Source organism: Micromonospora sp. NBRC 110038, assembly GCF_020884815.1.
GTDB lineage: Bacteria > Actinomycetota > Actinomycetes > Mycobacteriales > Micromonosporaceae > Micromonospora > Micromonospora haikouensis.
Genome location: NZ_BBOL01000002.1, coordinates 588,454 through 605,001, shown reverse-complemented (window position 1 = coordinate 605,001; position 16,548 = coordinate 588,454). Strand labels below are relative to the sequence as shown.

The following is a 16,548-nucleotide window of genomic DNA, read 5'->3' as shown; positions in this document are numbered from 1 at the left end:
GAAGCGGGATCGGGCGGTCAGACCGGAATCGGGGCGTGCTCCGACTCGGGCAGCGACCGCGACGGCGGCACGACGAACTTGTAGCCGACCTGCCGCACGGTGCCGATCATCGACTCGTACTCCGAGCCGAGCTTCGCCCGCAGCCGCCGCACGTGCACGTCCACGGTGCGGGTGCCGCCGAAGTAGTCGTAGCCCCAGACCTCGCGCAGCAGCTGGTCCCGGGTGAAGACCCGGCCCGGGTGCTGGGCCAGGAACTTCAACAGCTCGAACTCCTTGTACGTCAGGTCGAGCGGCCGGCCCTTGAGCTTCGCGGCGTACGTGTCGGGGTCGATGCTCAGCTCGCCGGCCCGGATCGAGCCGCCCGCCCCGGACGTGGCGTTGCTCAACCGGCCGACCGCAAGCCGCAGCCGCGCCTCCACCTCGGCCGGACCGGCGCTGGCGAGGATGACGTCGTCGACGCCCCAGTCCGCGTTCAGCGCGATCAGCCCGGCCTCGGTGACCACCGCGACCAGCGGCACACCGAGCCCGGTGGCGTGCAACATCCGGCAGGTCGCCCGGGCCTCGCTCAGCTCCGAACGCGCGTCCACGAGGACGGCGTCCGGGCTCGGGCCGGCAACCAGCGTGCGGACGTCGCGGGGCGCGGTGCGCACCGAGTGTGGCAGCAGGTCGAGCGCCGGCAGCACCACCGATGGTTCACCTGCGCGCGCAGTCACCAGCAGCAGGATCTCCACACGATCACCTCCGTCCCGGCGGCCCTCAAGGCCGCGCGCGACCAGCAGCACCCTGAGGCGGGGTGCGCTGAGAACTTGCGTGGGTCCCGGCGTCGCTGACGGGCGGGTAACGGCTTGAGCGTAACCGATCGCTCCGTCCGTGCCTCCAGGTCGTTTCCCGTTTGTCGGCCTTGCCCACGATCGCGCCGCAGGTTTTAACGTCGCGGAAACCGTGGCCACCGATCCGACACCCCGGTCTGGCACGATCAGGGCGTGTTTCCCTCGACCTCCTCCGAGGCCGGCCGGGACCCGTGGGCCGACGAGGCCCACCCTGGGCCGGCCGGTCGTGCGCACCCACCGGCCCCGCGCACCGGCCCGGACGTCGACGACGACGCCCCTCCGGCACGCCGTGGGCGGCCCCGCCGGCTGCGCCGGGGCGGCGAACCCGCCCGGCGTCCCGACGACGAGGCCGTCGAAGAGCTGGACGAGGAGGAGATCGAGCCGGTCGAAATACGCCGGCCGCTCGCCCTGACCGTCGCCGGGTTCGCCGCGCTGCTCGGCGTCGGCCTGGTGCTCGGCGCGCAGACCGCCGGTCCCGGGCACCGGCTGCCGTTCGCGCTCATCATCTTCGGCGTACAACTGATCTTCGTCCTGGCCTGGACGATGGCCATGCGCCCGCCCGCCCTGCTGCTGGTGGCGCTCACCAGCGCCGTGGTGGCCGCCGCCGCCGACACCGCCGCCGTGCGGTCCGACGTCGCCGGCCTCGCCCCGCTGGGCTACCTCGCGGCCGGGGGCTTCCTGCTCGGCGTGCTCGGTCAACTGGTCCGCCGGGTCGACCGCGTCCGGGTCACCGACTCGCTCGGCACCACGCTGCTGATCGTCGTCGGCGTGGTCGCGTTCGCCACGCTGATCGTGCTCAGCCGGATTCCGGCGGGCACTCAGGCGATCACCGTCTGCCTCACCGCCACCGGCGTCGCGCTGACCGTGGCCCGGATCACCGACGCGGTGCTGCCCTGGCCTCGGCTCGCCCCGCAGGTGCCCCGGGGCGCGGCCGGCGTCGTGATCGGCGCGATGGTCGGCACCCTCGCCAGCGCGGTCCTCGGCAGCTTCCTGGTCGGCTTCACCCCGACCAGCGGAGCGGTGATCGGCCTGGTCACCGCCGCCACCGCCGTGCTCGCCGACCTCGCCGTCGGATACGCGGAGGCGGGGCGCCTGATGGCCGGCGAGCCGCCGACCATGTGGGTCGCCCGGCACATGCAGGGCCCGCTCGGCGGCTTCGCCCTGGCCGCCCCGGCGGCGTACGCCATGTGCGTGCTGTTCCTCTGACCGGTCCTCGGGCCGCTCTCCGGCCGCTCCTCCGACCGTCCGAGGGGCGGCCGGCTGGTCGGACCGCGCGGCGCGACAGGCGGTTGGGGCTTTCCCGCTTCGGGTACTCTCCGGGGCGCCGCTCGGGCGGCACCGGTGCCAGGGGTGCGCCGGCACGACAGAAGGAGGCGGCGTGGCGACGGCCCACCCGGCGTACGAGGAACGTCCCCGGCGACGCGGGCGCAAGGTGCTCATCACGCTGCTGGTCCTGCTGCTGATCCTGGGCGGGCTGCTGGTCGCCGCCGACCGGGTCGCCGCCGGGGTGGCCGAACGGGCCATCACCGACCAGGTCAGCCAGGAGATCACCAAGCAGGGCGCCCAGTCCTCGCCGCCGGAGGTCGAGGTCGGCGGCTTCCCCTTCCTCACCCAGGTGCTCGACGGCAGGTACGAGCGGATCTCCATCCGGCTGCGCGACGTGCAGGGCTCGGTGAACGGCGACGCGGTGGCCCTGCCCGAACTCGACGTCGACGCCCGCAACGTGCGGGCCTCCCTGGAGACCCTGCGCACCCAGCAGGGCGACGTGGTCGCCGAGACCGTGAACGGCACCGGCACCATCACGTACGAGAGCCTGGCCGCGCTGCTCAACCGGCCCGGCCTGACCCTCGGCGAGCGCGACGGCCGGCTCGCCGTCACCGCCCCCGTCGACATCCTCGGGCAGAAGCTGACGCTCACCGGGACCGCCGACGTGACCGTCGGCAAGGAGGGCGCGATCTCGCTGCGCTTCAACGACGTCGACGCCGAGGGGCTGCCGAACATCCCGCTGGCCCGCACCCTGCTGAGCAACTACGCCAAGGACATCTCGATCGACGTCCCCCTGCCCGACCTGCCGTTCCAGCTCGCGGTGCGCGAGGTCAAGCCGCTGCCGCAGGGCCTGGCGGTGACCGCAGCCGCCAAGGACGTCCCGATCAACTCGGCCGGCTGACCGCCCGCGCCCGTCCGCACGGCGTGCGCCCGGCCGGCGACTGTCGGTCGGGACGGGCGTCCCGGATGCTGGTCGGGCCGGTGGCGGGATCCGGGATCGCTGGTAGTGTCCCTGCTCATGGGGACGCTCCTCACCAAACGGCGCGCGGTCGACCTGTGCCGCGTGGCCACCTGCCTGTGTCGCCCCGTCATCTGACGGCGGGGCTGTCCTCGGCCGCCTGACGGCGGCCACCGGCCACAGGGTCTGCGTACCCTCCCGGTTCTTCCCCCTGAACGCCCGGCAGCGGCGCCGTCGCACGAACCCGTGATCCCGTCCTTCCTCTGGGTCCCGCGCGGGGTGCGACAGCTACAGACTTCGTACTCGCGCAGGCTCACCATCCACCTCACCAGGGAGTGATCTGATGAGTCGCGACACCGCACTCGTCTCGGCCGAGTGGGCCGAGAAGAACATCGACGCCCCGGGCGTCGTCTTCGTCGAGGTCGACGAAGACACCTCGGCCTACGACACCGGCCACATCGCCGGCGCCATCAAGCTCGACTGGCGCACCGACCTGCAGGACCCGGTCCGCCGGGACTTCGTCAACAAGTCCCAGTTCGAGGCGCTGCTCTCCGAGCGCGGCATCTCCAACGACGACGTCGTCGTCCTGTACGGCGGCAACAACAACTGGTTCGCCGCGTACGCGTACTGGTACTTCAAGCTCTACGGCCACCGCGACGTCAAGCTGCTCGACGGCGGCCGCAAGAAGTGGGAGCTGGACGCCCGCCCGCTGGTGACCGACGCGGTGACCCGCCCGGCCACGCAGTACGTCGCGCAGGAGCCGGACACCTCGATCCGCGCCTTCCGCGACGAGGTCGTCGCCGCGATCGGCACCAAGAACCTGGTCGACGTGCGCAGCCCCGACGAGTTCGCCGGCCGGCTGCTCGCCCCCGCCCACCTCCCGCAGGAGCAGGCCCAGCGCGCCGGCCACATCCCCACCGCGATCAGCGTGCCGTGGTCCAAGGCGGCGAACGAGGACGGCACCTTCAAGTCCGACGACGAGCTGCGCAAGATCTACGCCGCGGCGGGCCTGGACGACAGCAAGGAGACCATCGCCTACTGCCGGATCGGCGAGCGCTCCTCGCACACCTGGTTCGTGCTCCAGGAGCTGCTCGGCCACGCCAACGTGAAGAACTACGACGGATCCTGGACCGAGTACGGCTCGCTGGTCGGCGTGCCGGTCGCGCTCGGCGACGAGCCCGGGGAGGCCTGAGCCATGACTGCTCCCACCGCTCCTACCGCTGCCGGGTGCGCCGCGCCCGACCAGGCCGCCCCGCTGCCGGCCAGCCTGGACCTGGAGAAGGAGACCGTCATCACCGGCGCCGTCCGGTCCGAGGCGGGCGACGCCGTCGCGGGCGCGTACGTTCGGCTGCTCGACTCGACCGGTGAGTTCACCGCCGAGGTGGTCACCTCGCCGGCCGGCCAGTTCCGGTTCTTCGCCGCCCCGGGCACCTGGACGCTGCGGGCGCTGTCCCGGCACGGCAACGGCGACACCACCGTGACGGCCGCGCGCGGCGTCAACGAGGTGACGGTCACCGTAGCGCCGTAAGGGCCCCTCCTAACACCTGCGCACCGCACGCGCATCGGCTCGGGCCGGTCGCCCCGCACAAGGGGTGACCGGCCCGAGCCGTGTCGGCTTCGGGAGCGCGTCACGACGTGCAGCCGCCGGCATGATCGACGCGGCGCACGCAGCGGCGTCGACCGCCGAGCCGCCGGTCGCAGAAGACCTGGTGCTGCGCGTCCGGCGCGCCCTCCTCGGACACCGTCGTCTCGCCGAGCACCAGCTCCGGCAGGAACGCCAGCGACCGGCCGATCGCGCGGGCCAGCAGCCGCGCCGCCGGCAGGTCGTCGGCGGCGACGGTCAGGTGTACGACGTACCGCTCGCGCCCGGTCGCGGCGGTCACCCCCGCACCACCCGGGGCCCGAACCGGGACTGCCAGTCGCGGAGCGCGCCCTTGATCCGCGCGTTCTCCTCCCGGGTACGGTCCAACTCGGCGTGCAGCGCGGCCAGCTCGTCAGCGATCCGGCGCAGGTAGCCGTCCACCTCGGCCGGGTCCAGCCCGCTGCGGCAGCGGCCGAACCGCTGCTGCCGCACCTGCGTGGCGCAGAGCGGCCGGTACGCCGTCGACCGGTGATGGTGGCCCGCGTTGTGCCGCCCCGGCGGCCCGGCCCGGCCGGTGGGGCGGGCGCTGGGCATGTTGACGGCGCGGTGGGCAACGGGCCGGCCGGCGGCGAGGCTGGTCGTTGGCCGGTTCGCCGCTGGGCGGCTGCTCGCGAGTTGGCTGGCCGTGGTTCGGGTGCTTGTGGGAGGGCTGGCCGTGGGTCGGGTGGTGGCGCGGTGTCGGGCCGGTGGGCGGCGGTCGGGTGGTCGCCCGGCTGTCGCCGAGCGGCCGGTTGCCGTCGACCGGTTCCGGCGGAACAGCCGCAGGAGCACGCGCACGATGAGGACCACCTCTCCGCAAGGGCAGCCGGCAACAGCGCCGCCGGGGAAGGCGGCCGGGACGGGCGTGTCCCTTCCGACTCCGACACCCGCCCCGACCGGGGGATGAGCCCTACTCGTTGCCACGCGAGGAGCGCTCATCGGCAAACTTAGTCACTGAAGTCGCGAAAGGCAACCTTCACCTGTTTGGTGTCTTCAGCTTGTTTCCCGCACTTGTCGCGTGATCGAATCGCAGGTGCCACGCGAGGAGTGTCATGCCTGCTTTGCCCGATTACTTCAAGATCGCTAACGAGATCATGTCGGATGTCCGGAGTGGTCGACTGAAACCGGGGGACAAGCTGCCCTCGATCGCCGAGCTGTGCGAGCTGCACAGGGTGAGTGCGTCGACGATCCGGCTGGTCTTCGTGCGCCTTGAGGCGCTGGAAGTGATCGACCGGCATCAGGGGAAAGGCGTTTTCGTCACCGATCCGGCGACCTGGCTGCGCAAGCCCTGACCGGGCGAGATCTTGGAAGATTTCGGCCCTCAGAGGGGCCATAAACTTCCAAGATCTCCTGTTCCGGCGCCGCCAGGCGCAGCCGGGGCGGGCGGGGCGAGACGGGGCGGGGTAGGGCGGGCATGATCGTGCTCGATCCGGGATCGAGTGGCCTCCCTGCGGAGCGATGCCACTCTTTCCCTGATCGAGCGCGATCTTGGACCCCGGCCGGGTGCGCCCGAACGGACGCCCCGAGCGGGCGCGAAGGGTGCTTACCCGTCCGACGCCTGTTCGGCGGCCCGCTGCACCCGGGCGCGGTGCTCGGCCCACCGGCTCGCGTCGGCGTACGGCAGGTTGTCGATGTCCCGCAGCAGCCCGGCGGTGCCGTCGATCGTCTCCCGGACGATGTCCGCGTGCCCGGCGTGCCGGTGGCTCTCGGCGGTCACGTGCACCAGGACCCCGTGCAGGGTCAGCCGGTTGCTGCCCGCCGGCCACCAGGGGACGGTGCCGATCGCGTCGAGCGGCAGCGCCTCGATCGTCGCGTCGGCGTGTGCCCAGGCCCGGCGGTAGAGCGCGACGAGTTGCTCGCGGGACTCGTCGGCGGTCGCCCACATGTCCGCGTTGGGGTCGGTGTCGGAGTCGAGCCAGGGCATCGACTCGTCGTGCGGCCGGCCGAACGTCGGCCCGAAGTAGCCGAACTCGACGCCGGCCAGGTGCTTGACCAGCCCCAACAGGTTGGTGCCGGTCGGGGTGACGGGCCGGCGGATGTCGTACTCGGAGAGCCCGTCGAGCTTCCACAGCAGGGCCTCGCGGGCGTCGCGCAGGTATCGGTGCAGGTCGGCCTTGGCGTCGGGTGGCGTCATCCGCACACCCTGCCACCCGCACCCCCGCCCCGCACGCCCGCCGCCCCCACCCAGAGGGGCGGGGGCGGGGTAGGCGGGGGTCAGTTGCCTCGGCGGCGGAGCTTGGCGCCCCACTGGGCCACCGTCACCAGCAGCGCGCCGATGCCGAGGGCGAGTGCGCCGATCAGGCCGACGGCCGCCGTGGAGGCGCCCGTCACCGGCAGATCCTGGCTCGCGGACATGTTCACCTCCCTCACGCGTCGGTCGTGGCGGGGACGGCGAAGCGGGTGGGGGAGGCCCACACGCACCGGTCCACCGTTGGCTGGCGGATGGCCTTGACCAGGGCGTGCACCAGGATCACCCGGTACAGCAGGTCGGCCAGCACGATCGTCGGCAGGAACAGCAGCAGGCGGGGGCGGCGCAGCCGCCAGGCGGCGAGCGCGACCCAGAGCCCCTGGCCGGCGAGCAGGAGCAGCAGGCCCGTGCCGAGGCCGGGCCCGGCGGTGGCGAGCAGCCACAGCGTGAGCGGCGCGCCGAGCACGTAGAGCAGCCAGTGCGCCATGAGCAGCACGTACGCGTAGTCGAAGCGGGTGTTCCGGCGGCCGACGGAGTGCCCGATGATGCCTTGGAAGGTGCCCCACAGCCAGCGCAGGTTCTGCTTGTACCAGTCCCGGCCGTTCGTCGGGTCCTGCAGCAGCGCGGTGGCGCGGGGGGCGTACACGACGCGGCCGAGGCCCCGGCGGTGCGTCTCCAGCACCCAGTACGTGTCGTCGACGATGTACGGCGGCTGCTGCGGCAGCAGCACGTCGAGCAGCTCCGTGCGGTAGATCGAGTTCGAGCCGGAGATGCAGTTCATGACGTTGAAGTGGCTCTGGATGCGGCGTACGACTGCCTGGTAGTTCCAGTAGCTGTAGGCGCGCTTGGCCAGCCACGGGTTCCACCGCCGCTCCGGCGGCCACCAGGTGACGTTGTGCCCGACGACGATCGCCACCCGCTCGGTGAGGTGCGCCAGCGCGGCGGTGACGAAGTCGGGCGCGACCAGCACGTCGTCGTCGAGGATGGCGACGGCCCGGTACGCGGTGCCGAGCCCGAACCGGACGTACCCGGCGTGCAGGGCGGCGGGCTTGCCGACGTTGTCCGTGAGCTCCAGCACCTCGGCCCCGGCCTCGGCGGCCTCCCGCGCGGTCGCGTCGGTGGAGGCGTCGGAGACCACGTACACCCGGGCGCCGGTGGCGCGGGCGGCCCGCACCGCCCCGGCGATCGTCGCCGCCCCGTTCCGGCAGGCGATCATGATGGCCACCTCGTCGGGGGCGACCGGCCGGTACCGGGGGAACTCGGGGCGCTCGCCGTGCCGGGTGACCCGCTCGGGGCGGAGGAAGCCGTAGCCGAACGCGGCCACGATGAGGAACAGGACGATCCCACCGAGAGTAATCGTGGAGATCAGGAAAGCTTCCCGCATGAGGCCCATTTCGCAGGTGAGGGGGTATGCGAAAGCCGCTCACGTTGCGGCGCTGCGGTAACGCTACGTGTTCTTCGGGCGGTCGCCAAATGCCGGCCCGGGTTCTGGCCGTTCGGCTGACCCGCCGTCGCCGGCCGGCGGAGTCGCGGCCGGTCAGGGGCGCGAAGCGCCGCGCGCCGGCCGGGCGTTGGGCCACGCGTGACACGATGAGCGGGTGAGTGGTGCTGCCCCTGCCGGATACGCCCCGCCGACCGGCCCCGGCGGAAGCGGAGAGCCGACGCCGCCGGCCCGCCGGTCCCGTTGGCTGCTCGTGGCGACCGTGGCCTGGGCGGTGCTGCTCGGCGTACTCACCTGGGTCTCGGTCCGCGACGACGGGCCGACGGTCCGCGAGCAGCGCAGCCTGGCCCAGGCCGGGCCGGTGGTCGACCGCGCGGTGGGCGAGCTGGTCGCGGCGGCCGGCGACCGGGCCGTCGCGCTCACGCCGGCCCGCACGGAGCCCGGCTGCCGGGTGACCCCGCTGCTCGACGGCGCGACCCTGGAGCGCGGCGTGGAGATCCTCGACCCCGCCGCCGACCCCCGCGCGGTGCTCACCGAGGTCGCCGACCGGCTGCCGGCTGGCTGGCAGGCCGGGGTCCGGGTGACCGGTGACGGCCCCCGGCTGCGGGCCGACGCGGGGGAGTTCGTGCTGGTCGAGGGCCGCCCGGCCGGCGACGGCCGGCTCCGGCTGACCGTCCGCACCGGGTGCCGGCCCGTCGGCGACGGCTACCGCACGCCGTCCGCGCAGGGCGGCCCGGAGGCGGACGCGCTCGCCGCCGCCCTGCGGGCGCTGGCCGTCCCCGCCGCGCCGGCCCCCGAGCTGCTCGCCGCGCCGTGCCCCGGCGGCGACCGCCAGGCCCGCACCGCCCGCGTCACCCTCGACCCCGCCCCGGCCGCGCCGGCCACCGCGCTCGCCCCGGCCGCCGGCCGCGCGGTCCTGTTCGACACCCCCGAGGGGTACGCCTACCGTGCCGGCGCGGTCACGGTGGCCCTGACCGGCGGCGACCTCACCGCCACCACGCCCTGCCGCTGAGCCCCGCCCGCACGCCTGCCCAGCCACGCCCCGCCCGCACACCCCGCCCCGGAAGCCGCGCGGGGGTCAGCGGCGGCGGCGCACCGGGTCGCTCGCGGTGCGGCTGCGGCCCAGCGCGTCGACCAGCCCCCACCGGCCCGGGATGTCGAGCAGCTCCACCCGGCCCATGCCCGCCGGCACCGCCGGATCGATGATCAGGTGCTCGCCCTGCGGCTCCAGGCCGAGCATCACCCGCAGCAGCAGCAGCGGGGTGCCGGCCGACCAGGCCTGCGGGCTGCACGCCGTCGGATACTCCACCGGATAGTCGGTGAGGTCCCGCTCGTAGCCGGCGAACGCCTCCGGCAGCCGCCCGCCGAAGTGCCGCGACGCCGACAGGATGCCCTCGCAGATCCGGCCGGCCTCCTCGCGGAAGCCGTACCGCCACAGGCCCCACGCGACGATCGCGTTGTCGAACGGCCACACCGTGCCGACGTGGTAGCCGATCGGGTTGTAGCGGCCCTGGTCGTCGGCGAGCGTACGCACGCCCCAGCCGGAGAACAGCCGGGGCCCGAGCAGGTGCGCGGCGACCGGGCCGGCCTTGTCGGCCTCGACGATCCCGCTCCACAGCAGGTGACCGATGTTCGACGACAGGGCGTCGACGGGCCGCCCGTCCGGGTCCAGCGCCAGCGCGTAGTACTCGCGGTCGGGCAGCCAGAAGTCCCGGTTGAACCGCTCCTTCAGCTCCGCCGCCTCCCGCTCCAGCCGCTCGGCGTACGCGGGATCGTTCCAGACCGTGCGGGCCAGCCGCGCCCCGCGCAGCTTCGCGTCGTACGCGTACCCCTGGGTCTCGCAGGTGGCCCGGGGAAAGCCCGGCAGCCGGCCGTCGGAGTAGGAGATGGCGTCCCAGGAGTCCTTCCAGCACTGGTTCGCCAGCCCCGTCTCCGGGTTGCGGGTCCGGTACCAGACGTACCCGGTGCCGAGCAGGTCGCCGTACGTGTCGATCCACTCCAGCGCGCCCCGGGCCGGGGCCTCCAGCTGCCGCACCAGGGCGGTGTCGCCGGTCCACCGCTCGTACTCGTCGAGCAGGATCACGAACAGCGGCGTCGAGTCGGCGGCGCCGTAGTACGGCGAGTGCGGCTGCTCCTCGAACCCGGCCGTCTCGCCGTACCGCAGCTCGTGCAGGATCTTGCCGGGCTCCTCGTCGCGGAAGTCGTCGATCCGGAACCCCTGGAGACCGGCCAGCATGGTGATCGTCGGCGGCACCAGGTCCGGCAGGAACGGCAGCATCTGCAACGAGGTGAAGATGCTGTCCCGCCCGAACAGGGTCATGAACCAGGGCAGCCCGGCGGCCATCAGCCGCACCCCGAGGGCGATCGACTCGTAGCGCAGGGCCGCCAGGTCGTTCAGGCTCCGCAGGTACGCCCCGGCCAGCGGCTCGCAGTCACAGCCGAGCTTCGGCGCCCGCGCGACGATCTCCTCGTGCTCGGCCTGGATCTCGGCGACCGAGCGGGGTTCCGCGCCCAGCGGCAGGTTGGCCCGGACGTCCTCGCCCCGGGCCCCGTAGATCACCGTGGCCACGTCGAGCCGGGTCGTCCACTCGCCGTGCGGGTCGAGGCGCACCCGGAACGTCATGCCCGCCGGGTCGACGGTCGCCGTGGCGCTGCTGCCCACCACGGTCTCCCGGTGGAAACCCTCCCGCCGGTACGTGAACCGCAGCTCGTTCTCCCCCGGGGTGGCGGTGGCCCGGCCCTTCTTGCGCCGGGCCTGCTTGATCTCGAACAGGTCGGCGAAGTCGGCCCCCATGTCGACCCGGACGACGAACTCGACCTGTCGCCCGGAGTGGTTGAGCACGGTCAGCTCCTCGGCGAAGCTGCCGCCGATGGACCGGCTGCGGATCACCGACACCTTCGCGTCGAGGTAGTGCGTCGGCGCGCCGGGCACCAGGAAGAACCGGGTGCGGTACGAGAACGCGTCGTCGGTGGAGAGCGGATGCAGCCGCTCCCCGTCGACGGTCAGCACCCAGGTCGACAGGAACCGGGTGTCGAAGGAGAACAGCCCGGTCGGGAAGTCCTGCGACGGCTCGATGTCGCCCCGCCGGTCGCTGACCAGGAAGGTGTTGCCGTCGAGGATGCTGACCTGCTCCCTCACGCCGGCTTCCTCACGCCGGCCGGCCGGTCTGCTCCCGGGCCACCGCCCGGGGGTCCCGGGTGCCCGGCCGGGTGGGGAAGAACCGCCGGAACGCCAGGAAGAGCACCACGTCGCCGGTGAACGTGCTCTCGTTGCGCAGCATCGACGAGATGCCGTGCGCCCGGCCGGTGACGAGCTGGTCGAACAGGTCGGCGCTGCCGAACCAGTAGGCGTCGGCCGGCCCGGTCTCCCGGGTCACCCGGGCCGAGCCGGGGGCCATCTCGACCCGCCAGTGCTCGCTGTGGTTGCCGGTGGTGATCCGGAGCTGGAGCGTGCCGCGCACCGGGCCGCGCAGGACGGCGGGGGCGCGCGCCGGCAGCGTCGCGAAGAACCGCTCCGTCGCCTCGGTCGTCGCCCCGGTCACAGGGGAGATCGTAGGCAGGGCGGGGGACGAACCGGGTGGTTATCGACACTCAGTAGACGAGTGCCCGCGCCTCCTCGGCCATCGCCTCCTCGACGAAGACCGCCGCCCCGGCGATCCGCACGCCGGGCAGCACGTCGCCGGGGCCGATGTCCCGCCGGGCCGCGCACTGGGTGCAGGCGGTCACCCGACCCGTCGTCAGGATCACGTGCAGCAGCTCGCCCAGCGGCGCCGAGTGCGGCAGCTCGAACTGCTGCGCCCGACCGGGCAGCGCGAACCAGGTCGACTCCCCGGTCAGCCAGAGCGACACGTCCACCCCGGCGGCGGCGGCCGTGGCGGCGACGGTGAATGCCTGGGCGCACCGCTCCGGGGCGTCGGCCCCGGCGGTCGCCTTGACGACGAGAGAGCGGGCCATGGGGCCCAGCATAGGATGACCGGGATGGTTACCGAGATCGGGTTCGTCAGCCTGCTGGTCGCCGGCCTGGGCGCGCTCGCCGGTGGCCTGGTCTACGTTGCCGTACGCATCTCGAGAGGACGTTGGTGACCTGGTGAGCGACGAGAACCCCCTCCAGCCGCCGTGGCTGAACGCGCCCCCGGTCGAGGAGTACCCGTACGAGGAGAGCCACGATCTGCGCGTCGGCCCGAAGCTGCACCCGACGCTGGACGGCCTGCTGCCGTACGTTGGGGTGTGGCGCGGCCGGGGCCGGGGCGGCTACCCGACGATCGAGGACTTCGACTTCGCCCAGGAGATCCGGATCAGCCACGACGGCCGGCCGTTCCTGCACTACGAGTCGCGGGCGTGGATCCTCGACGAGCAGAGTCGGCCGGTGCGCCCCGGCGGCCGGGAGATCGGCTGGTGGCGTCCGGTGCTCGACGGCGACGGCCGGGCCACCGACGAGCTGGAGGCCCTCATGTCCGTGCCGACGGGCGTGATGGAGCTGCACATCGGCAAGCGCAAGGGCACCCAGGTCGAGTTCGTCACCGACGCCGTGGTGCGCACCGCCACGGCCAAGGAGGTCACCGCCGGCCACCGCCTCTTCGGCATCGTCGAGGGCGCGTTGCTCTACGCGCAGGACATGGCCGCCATGGGCCACTCCCTGACCCCGCACCTGTCGGCCCGCCTGATCCGCGTCGCCGGCTGACCCGCGCTGCCGGCCCGGCCTCCCCGCCCGGCCCCGCCCCAGCCGCCCCGCGCCCTCAGCGGGGGTGGGCCAGCAGGGCCTGGGCGGCCCCGGTGAGCGCCGGGCGCGGCAGGCGGGTCCCGTCCAGGGTGTGCACCGGGGCCAGGCCGCGCAGGGACGAGGTGAACCACACCCCGTCGGCGGCGCGCAGCCCGGCCGGGGTGACCATGCGCTCCTCGGCGGTCAGGCCCAGGTCGGCGGCGTGGTCCAGCAGCCAGGCGGCGGTCACCCCGGGCAGGATGCCGGTGGCGGCGGCCGGCACCGTGCACAGGGTGCGCCCGGCCAGCCAGACGACGTTCGCGGTCGGCCCCTCCAGGGCGTAGCCGTCGGTGGAGACCCACAGCACGTCGTCCACGCCGTGCCCGGCGGCCCAGCGGCGGGCGGCGGCGCTCACCGCGTACGACGTCGACTTGATCCCGACCGGGAGCCAGCCCAGGGCGGGGCGGGCGGTGGCGGCCACGCCCAGCGGCAGGGTCGCCACGGAGATCCCTTCGAGCCGGGCCCGCCGGGCGGCGGCCGGCACCCTGGCGAGCGTGGCGTGCGCCGACGGCGGCCCGCCGCCCTCCGGCCCCCGCGTGCAGACCAGCCGCAGCGCGCCCTCCGCGTCGACCGGCCAGCCCGCGCAGACCTCCTCCAGCAGCTCGACCAGCACCCCGGCCGGCGGCAGCGGCAGGTCGATCCGGGCGGCCCCCCGGGCCAGCCGGGCCAGGTGCTCGTCGCGCAGCCAGGGCCGCCCGCCGCGTACGTGCATGGTCTCGAAGAGCCCGTCGCCCTGGAGCGCGCCCAGGTCGTCGCCGCGCAGCACCGGCTCACCGGCCGGCACGACGCCCCGCCCCAGCACCGCGACCCGCGCGTACGCCCCGCTGCCCACCTCCGCCACGACCGGTGAGCCTAGTCGCGTACCCCGTGGCGGCCGGCGCTTCGCGGCGGCCGAACTATGATCGGACGGTGTCCGAGTCATCCCTCGCGGAAGTGCTCCGCGCCCGTGGGCTGCGGCTGACGGCGCAGCGGCAGCTGATCCTCCAGGCGGTGCTGGATCTCGGGCACGCCACACCGGAGCAGGTGCACACCGCCGTCCGCGAGGTCGCCGCCGGGGTCAACATCACCACCATCTACCGCACGCTGGAGCTGCTGGAACGCCTCGGCCTGGTGACCCACACCCACCTGTCGCACGGCTCGCCCACCTACCACGCGGCCGGCGAGCACCAGCACGTCCATCTCGTCTGCCGGGAGTGCGGCGCGATCGACGAGATCGACCCGGGGCTGCTCGGGCCGCTGGCCGACCGGCTGGTCGCCGAGCGCGGGTTCCGGGTGGACATCGGGCACGTGGCATTGTTCGGCGTCTGCGGCCGGTGCGGGGAGGACCCCGCGGACGAGGGTGTGCCGGGCCGGAGCGAGGACGGGGAGCAGAAATGATCGACATCGCGGGCGCGGTGACCACCGACGCCATCGACGAGGAGACCCGGGACCAGCCGGAGCCGGCGCACCGGGCGGCCGGGGTGCGATCCGTCGCCGCCCACTACGGCGACCCGCTGCGGGAGCAGCGCGTCCTCGACACCGCCGTCGGTCTCGTCGACCGGTCGCACCGGGGCGTCGTCGCCGTGCCCGGCGAGGAGCGCATCGGCTGGCTGCACACCCTCACCACCCAGCACCTGGCCGCGCTCGCCCCCGGCGAGGGCACCGAGCTGCTGGTGCTCTCCCCGCACGGCCACGTCGAGCAGCACGCCATGGTCGCCGAGGACGGCGACACCACCTGGCTCGACACGGAGCCCGGTGCCACCGGGGGCCTGCTGGCCTACCTGGAGAAGATGCGGTTCTTCAGCAAGGTCGAGCCCCGCGACGCCACCGCCGAGCACGCACTGCTCTCGCTGGTGGGGCCGGAGGCGACCGGGGCGCTCGCCACGCTGGGCGTGACCGGGCTGGCCGCGCCCGACGCCGTCGCGGTGCCCGGCCCGAAGTTCCGCGCCGGCGAGCTGCCGCCCCGGCCCACCGTCCGGTACTCCGTCGCGCCGCTGCCCGGCGGCGGGTGGGCCCGGCGGGGGCCGCTGGGCGTGGACCTGCTGGTGCCCCGCCCGGCCATGGACCGGGTCGTCGCCGAGCTGCGCGCAGCCGGGGTGCCGCCGGTGGGGCTGTGGGCGTACGAGGCGATCCGGGTCGCCGCCCGGCGGGCCCGGGTCGGGGTGGACACCGACCACCGGACCATCCCGGCCGAGGTGGACCTGGTCGCCCCGGCGGTGCACCTGGACAAGGGCTGCTACCGGGGCCAGGAGACGGTGGCCCGGGTGCACAACATGGGGCGGCCGCCGCGTCGCCTCGTGCTGCTGCACCTGGACGGGGTGACCACCGACCGGCTGCCGGCCGCCGGCACGCCGGTGACCCTCGACGGCCGGGCGGTCGGCTTCGTCGGCACGGCGGTGCTGCACCACGAGCTGGGCCAGGTCGCGCTGGCGGTGCTGAAGCGCAACGTCCCCGACGACGCCCGCCTGCTCGTCGGCGACTCGGCCGCCGCCATCGAGTAAGGAAGGGCCCCTCCTGACACCGCAGCCGGCGCGCAGGCAGGGCGTGGGTGGGGCGTGGCGCGGTGGCCGGCTGGCGGACGGGCGCGTCCGCTGTGGGAGCGCGCGTCGTCGACCGGGCCCCGGCGGGGCGTCTAGGATCGCCGGCATGACGACAGGGACGTTGATCACGGTTGCCCCCACCGGCGCGGAGTCGGCCAAGGCGGAGGTCCCGGCGCTGCCGGTTACCCTCGACGAGCTGCTGCTGACCGCCAAGGAGTGCGAGGCGCTCGGCGCCGCCGTGATCCACGTCCACATCCGCGACGACGAGGCCCGGCCCACGCTCGACCAGGGGCGGCTGCGGGAGACCGTGGCGGCGCTGCGCGAGGGCACCGACCTGATCGTGCAGCTCTCCACCGGTGGCGCGGTGACCGACCCGGAGGCCGACCGGCTGGCCGTGCTGGACGCCGGGCCGGACATGGCGTCCTGCACGATGGGCACGCTCAACTTCGGCGACGACGTCTTCCTCAACCGCTGGGAGTTCATCGTCGACCTGCACACCCGGATGCAGGAGCGCGGCATCGTGCCCGAGTACGAGATCTTCGACCTCGGCCACCTGACCGCCCTGCAACGGCTCCTCGGCAAGCACGGCCTGCCGCACGGCGGGCACGTGCACGTCGACTTCGTGATGGGCGTGCCGGGCGGCATGCCGGGCACCACGGCGACGCTGGCCGCCGCCCACCAGGCGCTGCGCGACCTGCCGGAGGGCACCACGTTCTCGGCCACCGGCATCGGGCGCAGCACCATCCCGGTGCTGCTGGCCTCCCTGTCGGCCGGCGGGCACCTGCGGGTCGGCATGGAGGACACGGTGACGTATGCGAAGGGCCGGCCGGTCGAGTCGAACATGCAGCTCGTGGCACGGGCGGTGGGCTTCGCCCAGCTCGCGCAGCGCCCGCCGCTGACCACCACCGAGGCCCGCGAGCTGCTCGGCGTCGCACCCCGCTAGGCCCCGGTCGGGCGGCGCGCGCA

Annotated in this window: 21 protein-coding genes and 1 pseudogene; 12 read left to right on the top strand and 10 right to left on the bottom strand. The window is 74.2% G+C overall.

The features are described 5' to 3' along the window. Positions 1-17: 17 nt before the first annotated feature. Positions 18-731, bottom strand: coding sequence for a response regulator transcription factor (locus LPU61_RS10450; RefSeq protein ID WP_043965210.1), 714 nt, complete (start codon positions 729-731; stop codon positions 18-20). Between the two features lie 252 nt (positions 732-983). Between LPU61_RS10450 and LPU61_RS10445 the strand changes: the two genes are divergently transcribed. The 5 genes from LPU61_RS10445 (at position 984) to LPU61_RS10430 (ending at position 4,582) form a co-directional block, all read left to right on the top strand. Then, a complete protein-coding gene (locus LPU61_RS10445; RefSeq protein ID WP_077938148.1) occupies positions 984-2,036 on the top strand; it encodes a hypothetical protein in 1,053 nt (350 codons plus the stop codon). A 172-nt stretch (positions 2,037-2,208) separates the two neighbouring features. Further along, positions 2,209-2,997, top strand: coding sequence for a DUF2993 domain-containing protein (locus tag LPU61_RS10440; RefSeq protein WP_229404792.1), 789 nt, complete (start codon positions 2,209-2,211; stop codon positions 2,995-2,997). A gap of 117 nt (positions 2,998-3,114) precedes the next feature. Next, positions 3,115-3,192 (top strand): Ms5788A family Cys-rich leader peptide, encoded by a 78-nt coding sequence (locus tag LPU61_RS31850; RefSeq protein ID WP_311202345.1) that lies wholly within the window; start codon positions 3,115-3,117, stop codon positions 3,190-3,192. Positions 3,193-3,397: 205 nt separating this feature from the next. Beyond that, the gene (locus LPU61_RS10435) at positions 3,398-4,246 is read left to right on the top strand and encodes a sulfurtransferase (RefSeq protein ID WP_043965215.1); all 849 of its coding nucleotides are present in this window, start codon (positions 3,398-3,400) and stop codon (positions 4,244-4,246) included. A 3-nt stretch (positions 4,247-4,249) separates the two neighbouring features. Continuing rightward, the gene (locus LPU61_RS10430) at positions 4,250-4,582 is read left to right on the top strand and encodes a DUF1416 domain-containing protein (protein ID WP_043965217.1); all 333 of its coding nucleotides are present in this window, start codon (positions 4,250-4,252) and stop codon (positions 4,580-4,582) included. A 106-nt stretch (positions 4,583-4,688) separates the two neighbouring features. Here the strand turns inward: LPU61_RS10430 and LPU61_RS10425 are convergent. Both LPU61_RS10425 and LPU61_RS10420 read right to left on the bottom strand, forming a co-directional pair. Then, positions 4,689-4,937: pseudogene (locus tag LPU61_RS10425) on the bottom strand (hypothetical protein); the annotation flags it as partial. Continuing rightward, positions 4,934-5,230 (bottom strand): DivIVA domain-containing protein, encoded by a 297-nt coding sequence (locus LPU61_RS10420; RefSeq protein ID WP_229404791.1) that lies wholly within the window; start codon positions 5,228-5,230, stop codon positions 4,934-4,936. The pseudogene LPU61_RS10425 and the gene LPU61_RS10420, both read right to left, overlap by 4 nt. Positions 5,231-5,727: 497 nt before the next feature. Between LPU61_RS10420 and LPU61_RS10415 the strand changes: the two genes are divergently transcribed. Next, positions 5,728-5,967: a winged helix-turn-helix domain-containing protein gene (locus tag LPU61_RS10415; RefSeq protein WP_043965223.1), complete on the top strand. Its 240-nt coding sequence runs from the start codon at positions 5,728-5,730 to the stop codon at positions 5,965-5,967. A 251-nt stretch (positions 5,968-6,218) separates the two neighbouring features. Here LPU61_RS10415 and LPU61_RS10410 read toward each other — a convergent pair whose 3' ends face one another. The 3 genes from LPU61_RS10410 to LPU61_RS10400 form a co-directional block, all read right to left on the bottom strand. Further along, entirely contained in the window at positions 6,219-6,809 is a 591-nt protein-coding gene (locus tag LPU61_RS10410) for a DinB family protein (RefSeq protein ID WP_229404790.1), read from the bottom strand. 80 nt (positions 6,810-6,889) lie between these two features. Continuing rightward, positions 6,890-7,030, bottom strand: coding sequence for a hypothetical protein (locus tag LPU61_RS10405; protein ID WP_176734426.1), 141 nt, complete (start codon positions 7,028-7,030; stop codon positions 6,890-6,892). Positions 7,031-7,041: 11 nt separating this feature from the next. Continuing rightward, positions 7,042-8,247 carry a glycosyltransferase family 2 protein gene (locus LPU61_RS10400; RefSeq protein ID WP_043966457.1) on the bottom strand — a complete coding sequence of 402 codons (1,206 nt, stop codon included), beginning with the start codon at positions 8,245-8,247 and terminating at the stop codon, positions 7,042-7,044. A 214-nt stretch (positions 8,248-8,461) separates the two neighbouring features. Here LPU61_RS10400 and LPU61_RS10395 point away from each other — a divergent pair, with 214 nt between their 5' ends. After that, complete coding sequence (locus tag LPU61_RS10395) at positions 8,462-9,316, top strand: hypothetical protein (RefSeq protein ID WP_043965230.1); 855 nt, start codon at positions 8,462-8,464, stop codon at positions 9,314-9,316. Between the two features lie 66 nt (positions 9,317-9,382). Here the strand turns inward: LPU61_RS10395 and LPU61_RS10390 are convergent, their stop codons facing one another. Genes LPU61_RS10390 through LPU61_RS10380 form a run of 3 tightly spaced genes read right to left on the bottom strand, consistent with a single transcriptional unit; the run spans position 9,383 to position 12,270 of the window. After that, positions 9,383-11,443 carry a glycogen debranching N-terminal domain-containing protein gene (locus LPU61_RS10390; protein ID WP_229404789.1) on the bottom strand — a complete coding sequence of 687 codons (2,061 nt, stop codon included), beginning with the start codon at positions 11,441-11,443 and terminating at the stop codon, positions 9,383-9,385. A gap of 10 nt (positions 11,444-11,453) precedes the next feature. Further along, positions 11,454-11,846: a hypothetical protein gene (locus LPU61_RS10385; RefSeq protein WP_052503866.1), complete on the bottom strand. Its 393-nt coding sequence runs from the start codon at positions 11,844-11,846 to the stop codon at positions 11,454-11,456. A 49-nt stretch (positions 11,847-11,895) separates the two neighbouring features. Further along, positions 11,896-12,270 (bottom strand): DsrE family protein, encoded by a 375-nt coding sequence (locus LPU61_RS10380; RefSeq protein WP_043965234.1) that lies wholly within the window; start codon positions 12,268-12,270, stop codon positions 11,896-11,898. A gap of 12 nt (positions 12,271-12,282) precedes the next feature. Between LPU61_RS10380 and mtfM the strand changes: the two genes are divergently transcribed. Together mtfM and LPU61_RS10375 are read left to right on the top strand one after the other, a co-directional pair. Beyond that, the gene (gene mtfM / locus LPU61_RS31590) at positions 12,283-12,387 is read left to right on the top strand and encodes a small membrane protein MtfM (protein WP_043966460.1); all 105 of its coding nucleotides are present in this window, start codon (positions 12,283-12,285) and stop codon (positions 12,385-12,387) included. Between the two features lie 4 nt (positions 12,388-12,391). Continuing rightward, positions 12,392-12,985, top strand: a complete 594-nt coding sequence (locus LPU61_RS10375) for an FABP family protein (protein ID WP_229404788.1) — start codon at positions 12,392-12,394, stop codon at positions 12,983-12,985. Between the two features lie 55 nt (positions 12,986-13,040). On the opposite strand, the gene LPU61_RS10370 is transcribed toward LPU61_RS10375, so the two are convergent. Then, complete coding sequence (locus LPU61_RS10370) at positions 13,041-13,904, bottom strand: aminotransferase class IV (protein ID WP_229404787.1); 864 nt, start codon at positions 13,902-13,904, stop codon at positions 13,041-13,043. Between the two features lie 68 nt (positions 13,905-13,972). On the opposite strand from LPU61_RS10370, the gene LPU61_RS10365 reads away from it, so the two are divergent. From LPU61_RS10365 to LPU61_RS10355, 3 genes are all read left to right on the top strand, one after another. After that, positions 13,973-14,440, top strand: a complete 468-nt coding sequence (locus tag LPU61_RS10365; protein ID WP_043965237.1) for a Fur family transcriptional regulator — start codon at positions 13,973-13,975, stop codon at positions 14,438-14,440. Then, entirely contained in the window at positions 14,437-15,543 is a 1,107-nt protein-coding gene (locus LPU61_RS10360) for a folate-binding protein YgfZ (protein WP_229404786.1), read from the top strand. Before LPU61_RS10365 ends, LPU61_RS10360 begins: the two co-directional genes overlap by 4 nt. Before the next feature lie 145 nt (positions 15,544-15,688). After that, positions 15,689-16,525, top strand: a complete 837-nt coding sequence (locus LPU61_RS10355) for a 3-keto-5-aminohexanoate cleavage protein (protein ID WP_043965239.1) — start codon at positions 15,689-15,691, stop codon at positions 16,523-16,525. The last annotated feature ends 23 nt before the right edge of the window (positions 16,526-16,548 follow it).

What these genes read in the sequence shown, in the direction of transcription:
- LPU61_RS10360 (WP_229404786.1), top strand. Translation starts at nt 14,437, where the DNA reads ATGATCGACATCGCGGGCGCGGTGACCACCGACGCCATCGACGAGGAG.
- LPU61_RS10400 (WP_043966457.1), bottom strand. Translation starts at nt 8,247, where the DNA reads ATGCGGGAAGCTTTCCTGATCTCCACGATTACTCTCGGTGGGATCGTC.
- LPU61_RS10380 (WP_043965234.1), bottom strand. Translation starts at nt 12,270, where the DNA reads ATGCTGGGCCCCATGGCCCGCTCTCTCGTCGTCAAGGCGACCGCCGGG.
- LPU61_RS10410 (WP_229404790.1), bottom strand. Translation starts at nt 6,809, where the DNA reads ATGACGCCACCCGACGCCAAGGCCGACCTGCACCGATACCTGCGCGAC.
- LPU61_RS10415 (WP_043965223.1), top strand. Translation starts at nt 5,728, where the DNA reads ATGCCTGCTTTGCCCGATTACTTCAAGATCGCTAACGAGATCATGTCG.
- LPU61_RS10405 (WP_176734426.1), bottom strand. Translation starts at nt 7,030, where the DNA reads ATGTCCGCGAGCCAGGATCTGCCGGTGACGGGCGCCTCCACGGCGGCC.
- LPU61_RS10430 (WP_043965217.1), top strand. Translation starts at nt 4,250, where the DNA reads ATGACTGCTCCCACCGCTCCTACCGCTGCCGGGTGCGCCGCGCCCGAC.
- LPU61_RS31850 (WP_311202345.1), top strand. Translation starts at nt 3,115, where the DNA reads ATGGGGACGCTCCTCACCAAACGGCGCGCGGTCGACCTGTGCCGCGTG.
- LPU61_RS10420 (WP_229404791.1), bottom strand. Translation starts at nt 5,230, where the DNA reads ATGCCCAGCGCCCGCCCCACCGGCCGGGCCGGGCCGCCGGGGCGGCAC.
- mtfM (WP_043966460.1), top strand. Translation starts at nt 12,283, where the DNA reads ATGGTTACCGAGATCGGGTTCGTCAGCCTGCTGGTCGCCGGCCTGGGC.
- LPU61_RS10355 (WP_043965239.1), top strand. Translation starts at nt 15,689, where the DNA reads ATGACGACAGGGACGTTGATCACGGTTGCCCCCACCGGCGCGGAGTCG.
- LPU61_RS10435 (WP_043965215.1), top strand. Translation starts at nt 3,398, where the DNA reads ATGAGTCGCGACACCGCACTCGTCTCGGCCGAGTGGGCCGAGAAGAAC.